Origin of the sequence: Pseudomonas bohemica (assembly GCF_002934685.1) — a bacterium.
Classification (GTDB): domain Bacteria; phylum Pseudomonadota; class Gammaproteobacteria; order Pseudomonadales; family Pseudomonadaceae; genus Aquipseudomonas; species Aquipseudomonas bohemica.
The window spans coordinates 73,059-86,804 of sequence record NZ_NKHL01000113.1; the positions used below are offsets into that span (position 1 = coordinate 73,059).

The 13,746-nt window shown below is 61.4% G+C and carries 11 protein-coding genes; 2 read left to right on the forward strand and 9 right to left on the reverse strand.

The features are described 5' to 3' along the window. Positions 1-16: 16 nt before the first annotated feature. From CE491_RS18255 to CE491_RS18280, 6 genes are all read right to left on the reverse strand, one after another. The gene (locus CE491_RS18255) at positions 17-787 is read right to left on the reverse strand and encodes a molybdate ABC transporter permease subunit (protein ID WP_110949735.1); all 771 of its coding nucleotides are present in this window, start codon (positions 785-787) and stop codon (positions 17-19) included. After that, a complete protein-coding gene (locus tag CE491_RS18260; protein WP_234407623.1) occupies positions 784-1,710 on the reverse strand; it encodes an extracellular solute-binding protein in 927 nt (308 codons plus the stop codon). The genes CE491_RS18255 and CE491_RS18260 overlap by 4 nt, the downstream gene beginning before the upstream one ends. 172 nt (positions 1,711-1,882) lie before the next feature. Then, positions 1,883-3,535 (reverse strand): bifunctional protein-serine/threonine kinase/phosphatase, encoded by a 1,653-nt coding sequence (locus tag CE491_RS18265; protein WP_110949836.1) that lies wholly within the window; start codon positions 3,533-3,535, stop codon positions 1,883-1,885. Positions 3,536-3,595: 60 nt separating this feature from the next. Beyond that, complete coding sequence (locus CE491_RS18270; protein ID WP_110949737.1) at positions 3,596-4,807, reverse strand: nitrate/nitrite transporter; 1,212 nt, start codon at positions 4,805-4,807, stop codon at positions 3,596-3,598. Positions 4,808-5,101: 294 nt separating this feature from the next. Beyond that, positions 5,102-5,677 (reverse strand): ANTAR domain-containing response regulator, encoded by a 576-nt coding sequence (locus CE491_RS18275; RefSeq protein ID WP_110949738.1) that lies wholly within the window; start codon positions 5,675-5,677, stop codon positions 5,102-5,104. A 13-nt stretch (positions 5,678-5,690) separates the two neighbouring features. Beyond that, positions 5,691-6,896, reverse strand: coding sequence for a CmpA/NrtA family ABC transporter substrate-binding protein (locus CE491_RS18280; RefSeq protein ID WP_110949739.1), 1,206 nt, complete (start codon positions 6,894-6,896; stop codon positions 5,691-5,693). A 277-nt stretch (positions 6,897-7,173) separates the two neighbouring features. On the opposite strand from CE491_RS18280, the gene CE491_RS18285 reads away from it, so the two are divergent. Then, the gene (locus tag CE491_RS18285) at positions 7,174-8,196 is read left to right on the forward strand and encodes a quinone-dependent dihydroorotate dehydrogenase (RefSeq protein WP_110949740.1); all 1,023 of its coding nucleotides are present in this window, start codon (positions 7,174-7,176) and stop codon (positions 8,194-8,196) included. 172 nt (positions 8,197-8,368) lie between these two features. On the opposite strand, the gene rmf is transcribed toward CE491_RS18285, so the two are convergent. Then, positions 8,369-8,584 carry a ribosome modulation factor gene (gene rmf / locus CE491_RS18290; protein WP_010223328.1) on the reverse strand — a complete coding sequence of 72 codons (216 nt, stop codon included), beginning with the start codon at positions 8,582-8,584 and terminating at the stop codon, positions 8,369-8,371. Between the two features lie 272 nt (positions 8,585-8,856). Beyond that, positions 8,857-9,117 (reverse strand): hypothetical protein, encoded by a 261-nt coding sequence (locus CE491_RS30320; protein WP_199885165.1) that lies wholly within the window; start codon positions 9,115-9,117, stop codon positions 8,857-8,859. A 41-nt stretch (positions 9,118-9,158) separates the two neighbouring features. Between CE491_RS30320 and rlmKL the strand changes: the two genes are divergently transcribed. Beyond that, positions 9,159-11,429 (forward strand): bifunctional 23S rRNA (guanine(2069)-N(7))-methyltransferase RlmK/23S rRNA (guanine(2445)-N(2))-methyltransferase RlmL, encoded by a 2,271-nt coding sequence (rlmKL, locus tag CE491_RS18295; protein ID WP_110949741.1) that lies wholly within the window; start codon positions 9,159-9,161, stop codon positions 11,427-11,429. Between the two features lie 78 nt (positions 11,430-11,507). Here rlmKL and CE491_RS18300 read toward each other — a convergent pair whose 3' ends face one another. After that, on the reverse strand, positions 11,508-13,742 hold the full coding sequence (locus CE491_RS18300; protein ID WP_110949742.1) for a xanthine dehydrogenase family protein molybdopterin-binding subunit: 2,235 nt from the start codon (positions 13,740-13,742) through the stop codon (positions 11,508-11,510). Between the last annotated feature and the right edge of the window lie 4 nt (positions 13,743-13,746).

Consider the following 13,746-nt stretch of genomic DNA (forward strand, 5'->3'; position numbering starts at 1 on the left):
TGCAAGTGGCAATCTACTATTTGGCTTTATTCGCAAACTTTGCCAGGCACCACAGCGGAAACGGCAAGGTGACCAGCAACAATAGCCACACCAATGCGTACACCGCATCGACCCCGTCATTCTGCAAGTTCACGAAGAGTTTGACTGGAATGCCCTGCGGAAAGTAAGCAAAGACCATCACGATACCGAACTCGCCAATCACCCGGCCCCAGGCAATTGCAAGCCCTGTCGCCAATGCTCGGCGCGCGGTTGGCAACGTCACTCGATAAAAAGCCTCCCAAGGCGTGCAACCCAGGCTTCTTGCCGCTTCTTCCAGCGCTCCCGGTACACCGGTAAAGGCCGATGTTGCCGACAGAACGAAATACGCCAGCCCGCCATAGAGTTGCGCCAGAACGAACGCTGCGGCGTTGTTCGACAGCGAAACGCCGATGTGCGTGAGCATCTCGCCCACCGTCGTATAGGGCCCGAACGTTGATACCAGCAGAATGCCCATCGCGAGCGGCGGAGTCAGCAGAGCGATCAGTACCAAGCCTTGAACCCAGGCGCGCAATGGCGACGCGGTGCGCGCCAGCCAGAACGCTAGGGGTAGCCCCAGCCCCACCATAAGTACCATGGAGAACGCGGTCAGGCCTAGCGAGGTAAGAACCGCCTGCCAGTCGCCATAGGCCAGATGCAGGTCACCCCAAGAGGTCTCATCGATCAATGTCACGAATGGCAGGGTCAGCAATGCACACGCCGGAGCGCCCATCCAGGCGACGCAGCGTGCTTTGGGCTGGTAAGCCGTCATGGGTGCAGCGCTTCGCCTTTGGGCTGGCCGTAGCCGTTCTGGCGGAACAATGCCTGGCCTTCGGCGGAGCGCAGGAAGTCGACGAAGGCCTCTGCGCGTTTGTGATCGGGCGCGTGTTTCAACACAGCCGCGTAGAACACCAAAGGCTGAGGGCTCACGGTCTGTGGCTGACCTTTGCTATCAGTCAGGTTCAGGCTGACGGTGTCGTACCAGGTTTTGGTGAACGCCGGATTGCTCAGGTTGATCTCGTCCGGTAATGCCACGTAAGGCAGTTTGGCTGACAGCGTGGCGCTTTCGTAGCCCGATGCAGCGTCCAGCTGGCCAGCCTGCAAACGCGTCAGCAGACCGCCTTCGCCATAGACCTGCGCCGGGTTTTGCACATCGCCCAGCACCGCGTTGCTCAGGCCGGGTTGCTTGTAGTATTTCTCGGCCAGCATGACGCTGAAGATGATGTTCTGGCCTTGTGGATCGACGCGGGCGTCAGTGCGGCCGAACTTCAGGCCCGGCTGTTTAAGCACCTGCCACCAGGGCGTGGTTGCGTCGGGTCGGTTGCTCGCTGCCAATGCAGCGGCGAACTGACTCTTGGGGTTGTAGGCGATTACCATGCGCGTGCTGGCGACGGGAATCGCTTCGTCTACCAGCCCTGCTTTTTGCAGAATTTCGACAGGCCCCGGGGTGATGGACACGAACACGTCTGCCGTCGCCTTGCCAGAGGCAAGCAGGCGCGCGAGGCCGTAGGCGCCTTCGCCCTGGCCTTGGTAATTGACGTGCTGCTGAGTGGCAAACGACGGGCCGAGGAACTTGTCCATGACCACTCCCATCGAGCCGGCGTACGCCACCCGGAAATCCTCTGCGGCAAAACTCGAAGCTGATGTCGTCAGCAACAGTCCACCGAGGGCCACAGCCAATCTATGTTTGATCACAGTTACCACCTCTCATCGCGATATGTAGGACGCTATACAGCGCGCGATGGTAGCCGAGCGATGGCTCGCAATGCCTGTACTCACAGCCCCTGACTCGCAGATTGGGATCTGGCAGCTAAAGGCTGTCCGTTGAGCGCTATTGGAATCTGCCAAAGCGTTCGGCCCAGCGCCATTAACGCTTGAGCAGCCAGATCCATAGCAGCAGATTCAACATCAGCGACACCAGCGCAACCGCTCGCCAGACCTTCATGGGCTCGCGTTCCAGCAGCGGTCTGGGCCGCAGGTTCAGGCTGCCCGTTTCGCCCTGTCGCAGCTCAAGCAACCAATGCTCGGCGGTCTCGAAGCGCTTGGCGGGATCAGCTTGAAGAGCCTTGTCCAGGTGCCGATCGAGCCATTCGGGCGTGTCCGGGCGATAGCGGCTGGCTGAAACCGGATGGCCGAAATGACGGTGTTGAAAGGCTTCGATTTCGCCGTGGGGATAATGCCCGGTCAACAGGAAATACAAGGTGACGCTCGCGGCATATAAATCCAGGGCCGGGGCAGGGGGCGCGCCTTCGAAGGCTTCCGGTGCGATGAAGCTCGGGGTTCCGGGTACGTCGCCGGGCGCGTCGGCTGACAGACCGGGACAGAATGCCAGCCCGAAATCCAGCACGCGCAAATCGCCTCGGGCGTCGATGAGCAGGTTTTCCGGCTTGATGTCTCGGTGCAGGATGTTGCGTCTGTGCAGCAGACCGATCGCTGAGATCAATTCCCGCGCGAGGCTCAGCAAACGGCTCAGTTCCAATGGCCCGTGCTCGGCAAAGATCTGAGCGAGCGTCTGTCCCGGATACTCACGCATGACGTAATACAGGTGCTGACGATCCGGCAGCGGATGAATCTGCGGAAAGAAACGCCCGGCGACCCGACGCAGAAACCATTCCTCCAGCAACAACGCCTGCCCGGCACTGGCGTCATCCTGCCGCGAACGGGGCAGGGTTTTGAGCAGCCAGTGACGTTGCCGGGCGTCCTGGACCCGATACAGCGTCGACTGTCGGGAGTCGCCCAGATGCTCCTGCACCTGCCAGCCCTCGAACGACTGCCCGGCCTTCAGCGCCGCAGGCAAAGGCCACTGGTGCAGTTGAATAAGGGTGTCGCCCAGCGTGTCGGCGCCCAGTTGATCGACCTGAATCAGCAGGGCGGTAGCATTATCCTGGCTGCCTGCAAGATGCGCGGCGTTCACCAGCGTGCGCGCTGCGGCATCGAGATCCTCTTGCTCGTCGAGAATCGAACGAATGCGGCCGTCGCCCAGGGTCGCCCAGACCCCGTCGCTGACCAGCAGCAGACGCTCGCCTTGACGCAGCTCGCCGTCCAGATAGTCCATGACCAGATATTGATCCAGGCCCAGCGCGCGTTTGAGCACATGCTGCATGTCCGGCTGCTGCCAGAGATGGTCGTCGCTGATGCGTTGCAGCGTTCCGTCCAGCCACCGATAGGCCCGACAATCGCCGACATGGGCGAGGGTGAAACGCCGCCCCCGCAGGACGAGGGCGCTGAGCGTGGTTAGCAGCCCGTTGGCCAGCAGCCAGCGATTGTGGGCCACCAACAGCCGATCCAGGGCTTGCGCCACGCCCCAGGTTTCCGGCGTCGAATAGTAATCCAGCGCCAGAGCCTGCAGCGTGGAGCGGGAAGCCAGACCGCCATCGACGCACTGGCTGACACCGTCGGCCAGCGCGAACAGATAGCCTTTGCTGGCCGCCAATGCTGGGGCGGGCGTGACCAGGCGGGTGGCGTCCTGATTCTCCGCCCGAGGGCCGGTGGCGCTGAATTCGGCAAAGCGCAAGTGCAATCCCGTCGCTGTTGCCGGTTTCTGGGGCAGAGGCTGATTCACCGCCACGCTCCGGAGTAATCAGACACGCGCAGCTGTGACCGCAGCCGAGCCCCAGGTAGTTCTCCAGCGACGCTTGACGTTCATCAAACCGAACCAGGCGAGCACGCCGAGCAGTGCGAACAGCCACAAGCCCAGCTGATAGTCGCCGGTGTTCTGTTTGATCGCCCCCAGGCCCGCTGCCAGCAGGAAGCCACCAATGCCGCCCGCCATGCCGATCAGCCCGGTCATCACGCCGATTTCCTTGCGGAAACGTTGCGGCACCAGTTGGAATACCGCCCCGTTGCCTGCACCCAGGCCGAGCATGGCCGCGACGAACAAGGCCAGCGCAGCCCAAGAGCTAGGCAGGTTGAAACCCACCGCAGCGATGCAGATGGCGGACACGGCGTACATCCCCGACAACGTGCGGATGCCGCCGAAGCGGTCAGCCAGCGCGCCACCCAGCGGGCGCATCAGGCTACCGCCGAATACGCAGGCGGCGGTGTAATAACCCGCAGTCACCGGGCTCAGGCCGTACTGATCGTTGAAGTAGCCGGGCAGGGCGCTCGCCAGTCCGATGAAACCGCCGAAGGTGACGCTGTAAAAGAACATGAACCACCAACTGTCACGGTCGCCAAGCGCCTTGAAGTAGTCACCCAGCGCTTTGCGCGGTGGACGTTCAGGCGCGTTGCGGGCCATCAGCCAGAAGGCAATCAGGGTCAGCACCAGCGGCAGTGCAGCGAAGCCGAACACATTGCTCCAGCCGAAGCTTGCGGCCAGGACCGGGGCGATCAGCGCGGCGAATACGGTGCCCGAGTTGCCCGCGCCGGCGATGCCCATGGCCTTGCCCTGGTGTTGCGGCGGATACCATTGCGAAGCCAGCGGCAGGGCGACGGCGAAGGAGGCGCCCGCCATGCCGAGGAAGACGCCGAGCAACAGCGCCTGCTCATAGCTGTGCACGCCCAGTTGCCAGGCGCAGAGCAAGGCGACGATGACGATGATCTGGCCGATGATCCCGGCGGTCTTGGGGGAGAGCTGATCGGCCAGCATGCCCATCAGAAAGCGCAAAAAGGCGCCAGCCAGAATCGGCGTGGCGACCATCAGGCCCCGTTGCTGGGCGGTCAGGTGCAGGTCAGCGGCAATCTGTACGGCCAGGGGGCCGAGCAGGTACCAGACCATGAAACTCAGGTCGAAATAGAGGAACGCTGCGAACAGCGTGGGTTTGTGCCCGGCCTTCCAGAAACTTGTATTCATCTGTCACCTCATCTGCAGAAATCATCGCCGGCGGGCGGAGCGCCTGCGCCGCTGTGGGGTCTTGCAGGTGAAGCACCGGCACGGCGCTCCACCCGGCCCGTTGTCCGGGCCCAAAACGAAAAAACGTCGCAACCCTGTTCGCGTGTGGCGAAGGGGTGTGCGACGTCTTTGTCGTGAGGGGGGCAACCGCCGTTGGCTACCTGTGTGGTTGATAAAGCAAGGAGTGGGCCAGATGATTGATATCGAGAGCCGGGAAAATGGGGGCGGCTTACGCTGCTAACGGTGCATAACCGTTTACCCCAATAACTCGTTCATTGCGATGATCTGCTCAGCCACTTGAATCAGCTTCTGCTGTCGACTCATCGCCTGCCTGCGCATCAAGGTATAGGCCTCTTCTTCGTTGCAGTGCTTCATTTTCATTAGCAGGCCTTTGGCGGTCTCGATGCGTTTGCGTTCGGCCAGTTGTTGGTCGCGGGCGTGGAGCTGTGCCCGCAGATCCTGATCGCTTTCGAAGCGAGCCATGGCCACATCCAGAATCGGCTGCAACCGCTGGGCGTGAATGCCTTCGACGATGTAGGCGCTTACCCCGGATTTGATCGCCTGACGCATGACTCCCGGATCGTGCTCATCAGTGAACATCACGATCGGTCGCGGCAGGTCCCGGGTCACCAGCACCACCTGTTCCATTACATCGCGACCCGGCGATTCGGTGTCGATCAGAATCACGTCCGGGCGCACGGCCTGTACGCGTTCAGGCAGGTCGATGATCAACCCGGATTCGTCGATGACCTCGAAACCCGCTTCACTGAGCGCGGCCTTCAATCGCCCGACTTTCTTCGGTGTGTCATTGATCAGCAGGATTCGCAACATGTTCGCGGCTCCTTTATTGACCAGTCACGGGCGTGGCACCGGCCAGCGCGTGGAGTTTGAAGCTGTGGGCATAACCTGCCGGGTCGTTGCCATCCCAGACCTTGCCGTCGATCAACTGGCTGCTGCGCAACGGCGAGGACGGGACGCAGATGTTCAGTGCCTCGGCGGCCTGCCGATACAGATCCAGCTGCTGAACCTGTCGGGCGATGCCCAGATAATCCGGGTCTTCACGCAGCAGGCCCCAGCGCCGGAACTGGGTCATGAACCACATGCCATCGGACAGATACGGCATGTTCACCTCGCCCTGGCGATGGAAGCTCACGGCGTGATGATCCTGCCAGTGGTTACCCAGGCCATCGGAATACTCCCCGAGCAGACGCGCTTCGATGTCTTCGACGGGGGTGTTCACGTAGTCGCGGCCACTGAGCATCTGCGCAGTGCTGCGACGATTTTCCTGTGTTTGCTCGATGAAGCGGCTGGCCTCCAGCACCGCCATCACCAGGGCCCGCGCGGTGTTGGGGTATTGCTGGACGAATTCCAGGCTGCAACCGAGCACCTTCTCGGGATGGTTCGGCCAGATCGCCTGGCTCGTGGCCAGGGTAAACCCCAGCTTCTGGCTGACGGCACGGGCGCCCCAGGGTTCGCCCACGCAAAACCCGTCGATACGCCCGGCCTCGAGGTGCTCGACCATCTGCGGCGGCGGTACCACTACGCTGTCGACATCCTGCAAGGGATGAACGCCCTGACTGGCCAGCCAGTAATACAACCACAGCGCATGATTGCCGGTCGGCAGGGTCTGGGCGAAGGTCAGTTTTGGTCCGCTTTGGTGCGTGCGCCGATCCAGCGCCTCAGGAGTGATCACGCCTGCGCTTTTCAGGGCAGCAGAAAGGTTGATGCTCTGGCCGTTCTGATTCAGCCCCATGAGCACCGCCATGTCTTTGGCCTGGGCGCCGATCCCCAATTGCGCGGCATAGACAAGGCCATACAGACTGTGGGCAGCGTGCAGCTCGCCGTTTACCAGCTTGTCGCGCAGGCTTGCCCACGATGGCTGGCGATGCAGGTTAATGTTCAGGCCGTAAGGCTGGGCGAAACCCTGGGTGGCGGCGACGACCAGCGAGGCGCTGTCGGTGAGGGCCATGAAGCCTGCATCGATGCTGCTCAGTTCGGGCGCGTCGCTGCCATTGACCCAGGCGAGCGGGGGGTTAAGCGTGTCGTTCATGGCTTCGGATTCCGCTTGAAGGTGGCGGCCGTGTGATTGGACTGGCGACCTTCCATAAAAAAACGCCGCACCGTCCAGGCCATGGCCGGGGAGGTAGCGACGTCATTGTCCGATTCACCATCCGCCGTTGGATCGTGATCTTTGCACAGGTTCAAGCAAGCCATATGCCAGTGGTCTGGCAGATGCCGGGCAAAGTTCGCGACATGCCTCGCGCTCCACCCCCGTGGCCGTCTATAATCCGCCGCTGACTTCAGCCTCAAACGAGCCGCGCCCGCCCATGTATAACCTGGCCCGCCAGTTACTGTTCAAACTCTCTCCGGAAACCTCCCACGATCTGTCCATCGACCTGATCGGCGCAGGCGGCCGGCTGGGGCTCAATGGCCTGTTCAACAAGGCGCCAGCGCGGCTCCCAGTGACGGTGATGGGCTTACAGTTCCCCAATCCGGTGGGCCTTGCGGCCGGTCTGGACAAGAACGGCGCGGCCATCGACGGATTCGCCCAGCTGGGCTTCGGCTTCGTGGAAATCGGCACCGTGACGCCACGCGCTCAGCCGGGCAATCCGAAACCTCGGATTTTCCGCTTGCCCCACGCCCAAGGCATCATCAATCGCATGGGCTTCAACAACCTGGGCGTCGACCATCTGGTCAGCCGTGTGCAGGCTGCCAAATACACCGGCGTGCTGGGCATCAACATCGGCAAGAATTTCGACACCCCGGTGGAGCGCGCGGTCGACGATTACCTGATCTGCCTGGACAAGGTCTACGCCCACGCCAGCTACGTCACGGTCAACGTCAGCTCGCCGAACACGCCGGGCCTGCGCAGTCTGCAATTCGGTGATTCGCTCAAGCAGTTGCTCCAAGCCTTGCGCGTGCGTCAGGAAGCGCTGACTGTCACATATGGCAAGCGTGTGCCGTTGGCGATCAAGATCGCGCCGGACATGAGCGATGAGGAAACCGTGCTGGTGGCCAGTGCGTTGCTGGAGTCGGGAATGGACGCAGTGATCGCGACCAATACCACCCTCAGCCGTCAGGGCGTCGAGGGCCTGCCCCATGCCGATGAAGCGGGCGGTCTGTCCGGCGCGCCGGTGCGCGAGAAGAGCACCCATATCGTCAAGGTGCTGGCAGGTGAGCTGGGCGGTAAACTGCCGATCATCGCCGCCGGCGGCATCACCGAGGGCAAGCACGCGGCCGAGAAGATTGTTGCAGGGGCGAGCCTGGTGCAGATCTATTCGGGCTTCATCTACGAAGGCCCGGCGCTGATCCGGGAGGCGGTCGATGCCATCGCCGCCATGTCCCGTTAAAAGGCGCGGCACAAAACCCGGCCAAAAAAGAGGGGTTCCGTAATGGAACCCCTCTTGGGCTTTTGGCCCGCCGCCCGGGTGGGGCGTGCATGTTCAGGTGTTTACGACGCAGATTGTCGATTCTTTCGAAGAAACGTTATTGAGTCGGAATGTACCTTTGGTAATTTGAGTGTCAGCCGACCGCGTGAAGTTCGTTGAGTCTGTGTATACCCGCAGTGCCGGTCATACCGTCCCAGTTGTCGCCGCGTCCTTCCCGCCAGCCATTGATCCAGGCTTGGCGCACCGACGGTAGAGTAAATGGGCAAAGCTCACGGGATTTACCAGTTACGCCGTATTGATATCCGCGCGAAAATGCTCTTTCCAACGGATCACGCTTAAGTCTTCTCATAGGGTGTTGCCCTCGTTTGTTGACTGTTATGTCCCTGGAGACCTCATGTCGAGGCCGGGCAGAATCTTCTGCCTTTGGATGCCCGCTGCCGGCGTCGCGGGCGGTGATGCCATCGTCGTTGCGACGACGGCCTGAGGTGATTTCTAACTAATGCACCGGACGCTGTGAATGACCGTTTTGTCATAAGAACGTAACCCTTGAAGCTTTAACGCCATAAGCACTACCGCGTTTCGAATGGATTTTTTTGGCGAGCCCCCCTGATCCGAGGGTCTTCATGAACTTTGCGAGTCATTCTCAAGTAACGCTGATGGCTGATTGACGTCAGATTTAAAACGACGAAGGGTCAGGATGTGACTTTTTATTGCTGCCGTTGTCGGGCTGAATACTGGTTTTTTAATATCAAAATATGGGTCGGGCCGTTCCGACGGATATAACGCCTGTACTCGAAATGCATCGATGCGGCGGATCGGCACAATTTGTGTGCCACGCAGGCGTTCTCCATGAAAGACGTCTGTTGCAATCGGGCTGGGCAATGCGTTGTCCCGCCACTCAAGCCCAAGGCTCTGGAATACTCATGTCGGACCGTTACGAACTTTTCCTCACCTGTCCCAAAGGCCTCGAAGGCTTGCTCGCGGAAGAAGCCACTGCGCTTGGCCTCGAGGAAACCCGCGAACACACCTCGACCATCCGCGGCAGAGCCGACATGGAAACCGCCTACCGGCTGTGCCTGTGGTCCCGTCTGGCCAACCGTGTGCTGCTGGTGCTCAAACGCTTCCCGATGAAAGATGCCGAAGACCTGTACCACGGCGTGCACGACATCGAGTGGGCCGATCATCTGGAGGCGGACGGCACCTTGGCGGTGGAGTTCAGCGGTCATGGCTCGGGCATCGACAACACCCATTTCGGCGCCTTGAAGGTCAAGGACGCCATCGTCGACCGGCTGCGGACGGCTGATGGTTCGCGCCCGTCGATCGACAAGCTCAATCCGGATTTGCGCGTGCACCTGCGCCTGGACCGTGGCGAAGCGATTCTGTCGCTGGACCTGTCCGGCCACAGCCTGCACCAGCGCGGCTACCGCTTGCAGCAAGGCGCAGCGCCGCTGAAGGAAAACCTCGCTGCGGCAATCCTCATCCGTTCCGGCTGGCCGCGTATTGCCGCCGAAGGTGGCGCGCTGGCCGACCCGATGTGCGGTGTCGGCACCTTTTTGGTGGAAGCGGCGATGATCGCTGCCGACATCGCGCCCAACCTCAAGCGCGAGCGCTGGGGTTTCTCAGCCTGGCTGGGTCACGTCCCGGCGTTGTGGCGCAAGTTGCATGACGAAGCGCTGGCGCGCGCCGAAGCCGGTCTGGCAAAAACGCCGTCGTGGATTCGCGGTTATGAAGCCGATCCACGTCTGATTCAGCCAGGCCGCAACAACGTCGAACGCGCCGGTTTGTCTGACTGGATCAAGATCTATCAGGGTGAAGTGGCGACGTTCGAGCCCCGCCCGGATCAGAACCAGAAAGGCCTGGTGATCTGCAACCCGCCGTACGGCGAGCGTCTTGGCGACGAAGCGAGCCTGTTGTACCTCTACCAGAACCTGGGCGAGCGCCTGCGTCAGGCCTGCCTGAACTGGGAGGCCGCGGTGTTCACTGGCGCGCCGGACCTGGGCAAGCGCATGGGCATTCGCAGCCACAAGCAGTACGCATTCTGGAACGGCGCTTTGCCATGCAAGCTGTTGTTGATCAAGGTGCAGCCGGATCAGTTCGTCACCGGCGAGCGTCGCACCCCCGAACAACGTCAGGCTGAGCGCGAACAAGCGGCCTATGACCAGACCCCGGATGAGCCGCAAGAGCGCACGTTCAACAAGAACGGCAACCCGATCAAGCCGATGCCATCCCCTGCCCCGGTGATCGAACAGCCGCGCTTGAGCGAAGGCGGGCAGATGTTCGCCAACCGTTTGCAGAAGAACCTCAAGGCAATGGGCAAGTGGGTCAAGCGTGAAGGCATCGATTGCTACCGCGTGTATGACGCCGATATGCCGGAATACGCGATGGCCATCGACCTGTACCACGACTGGGTGCACGTTCAGGAATATGCCGCGCCCAAGTCCATCGACCCGGAAAAAGCCTCGATTCGCATGTTCGACGCGCTCGCCGCCATCCCTCAGGCGCTGAACATCGACAAGAGCCGCGTGGTGGTCAAGCGTCGCGAGCGCCAGAGCGGCACCCGGCAGTACGAACGCCAGAGCGCTCAGGGCAAGTTCAACGAGGTCAACGAGGGCGGCGTCAAACTGCTGGTCAACCTGACCGACTACCTGGACACCGGTCTATTCCTCGATCACCGGCCAATGCGCATGCGCATCCAGCGTGAAGCGGCAGGCAAGCGTTTCCTCAACCTGTTCTGCTATACCGCGACCGCCAGCGTGCATGCCGCCAAGGGCGGGGCGCGCAGCACCACCAGTGTCGACCTGTCGAAAACCTATCTGGACTGGGCGCGGCGCAACCTGTCGCTCAATGGTTTCTCCGACAAGAATCGGCTGGAGCAGGGCGATGTGATGGCCTGGCTGGAATCCAGCCGCGATGAATACGACCTGATCTTCATCGACCCGCCCACTTTCTCCAACTCCAAGCGCATGGAGGGGGTATTCGATGTGCAGCGTGATCAGGTGCAGTTGATCGACCTGGCCATGGCTCGCCTGGCCAGTGGCGGGGTGCTGTATTTCTCCAACAACTTCCGCAAGTTCCAGCTCGAAGAGAACCTGTCGCAGCGCTACACGGTCGAAGAAATCACCCAGCAGACGATCGATCCGGATTTCACCCGCAACGGCAAAATCCACCGCGCGTGGAAAATCACCGCACGCTAAGCCGGTACCGCACGGCCCATGACGCGATCGGCAAGCAAGCGTCATGGGCCGTGGTGCAAAGCGGACCGGTTATTGGATTCACGCACTCATCGTCGGCGGCAACTCCATCAGCTTGTCGAGGGTGATCGGCAGGTCGCGGATGCGTTTGCCGGTGGCATGGGACACCGCATTGGCCACCGCCGCCGCCAGCCCCGTGATGCCGATCTCTCCGATTCCCCGTGCACCGAACTCGTTGAGTTCGTAGTCGGGGTAATCCAGCAGGATCACGTCGATTTCCGGCTGATCGGCATGTACCGGTACCACGTATTCGGCGTAGTTGTTATTGACCGGCATGCCGTCGCGTTCGTCGAACTCGGTGGCTTCGAACAGCGCCATGCCCACGCCCATGACAATCGCGCCCTCGACCTGGTTGAGCGAGGTCTTGTGGTTGATCACCTTGCCCACGTCGATGGCACTGACCACGCGCGCCACCCGCAGCCGCGAAATGCCCGGATCCCAGCGCACTTCAACGAAATGCACCCCGAAGGAGCGGAACGAATGCTTGCTGGTGTCGTTCATCCCGGTCTTGGCTTCACCGAAGGCGCTTGCCTGTTTCTGCGCCTTGAGCACATCGGTGATGGCGAAGGTTTTCTCGCCGCTTTTCAATTGCCCCTGTTCGAAGCTGACCTGATCGGCCTTGGTCCCGGCGAACACGCCTTTGGGCGCGGTGGAGAAGGCCTTCAGTTGCTCTATCGCCTGACGCGTGGCCTCGGCAATCGCTGGCAGCACACTGGCCGTGGCCCAGGAACCGCCCGAAACCGGGGCGGGCGGGAAGGATGAATTGCCCAATTCCACTTCGATCTTGTCCAGCGCGATTCCGGTGATGCTGCTCACCACTTGAGCAACGATGGTGTAAGTCCCGGTGCCGATGTCCTGAACGCCGCAGATCGCATAAGCGGTGCCGTCGGCGCGCAGCGAAACCTGCGCCTCGGCAGGCGTGCGATAGGCGTCCCAATTACAGGCGGCCATGCCGTAACCGATGATTTCGTTGCCATCTTTCATCGAACCGGGTTTGGGATCGCGCTTGCTCCAGCCAAAACGCTCAGCGGCCTGATCGATGCATTCCTGCAGGTGGTTGCTCGACCACGGCAGGTTCTGGCTCTCGTCACGCTCGGAGACATTGAGTTTGCGAAACGCCAGCGGGTCCATGCCGATCTTGTCGGCCATTTCATCCATCGCCGATTCCAGCGCGAACAACCCCGGCGCAGCACCGGGGGCGCGCATGGAGGTGGGCGTGCCCCGATTGACCTCGATGATCTTGTGGGTCACCGATACGTTCGCGCAGCTGTACAGGCTCTTGGTCGACGTACCGCAGTTCTCCTTGAACGGATCGGTGAACGATGTGGTGTTGATCGATTCATGCCGCACCGACACCAACTTGCCCTTGTCATCAGTGGCCAGACGCAGACGCTGCCGGGTTTGCGGACGATGGCCGGTGGTGGTGAACATCTGCTGGCGCGGCACGACCAGTTGTACCGGCCGGTTGAGCACCTTGGCCGCGCCGCAGGCAGCCACCGAGTGCGGCCAGATCCACAACTTGCTGCCGAATCCGGAGCCAATGAACGGCGCACGCACTTCGACCTTCTCCGGAATCAGGCCAAAAATCTTCGCCAGCGAATTGCGATGCGCAACTACGCCCTGACTGGCTTCGTAGACGATCAGGCGGCCGTCTTCCCAGTTGGCGACAGTGGCGTGCATTTCCATCGGGTTATGGGTTTCGACCGGGGTGGTGTAGGTCGCATCGATGCTGTGGGCCGCGCTATCGAATGCGGCACCTGCATCCCCACGATTGTGATTGGGGCTGCCGTCCTGAAGTTTGCCCGCCTTCATACCCTGGTCGAGATTGGCCACGGCGGTGTTCTTGCTGTAGCTGACCTTGATCTTGTAAGCCGCGGCCCGAGCATGCTCAAAGGTGTCGGCCACCACCAGCGCGACGAACTGCCCGGCGTAGTAGACCGTTTCGTCTTCGAACGGCAGACGGCTTTCGTCGGACTTGGCCGCCTTGAGGATTTGCGCCAGAGACATCGGCAACGCGGAGTTGTGATAGAGCGGCGGAAAGTTGCCATGGTGGAAAATCTCCAGCACACCAGGCGACTTGCGCGCCGCGTCCAACTCCAGCGCGGTGATCTTGCCGCTGGCGACGGTGCTGAACACGCCGTAACCGTAAGCCATGTTTTGCAGATGATGATCCGAGGCGTACATCGCGGTGCCGGTGACTTTGCGGCGGCCATCGATACGGCGCGGGGCCGAGCCGATCATGCTTGAATCCGTCATTTGT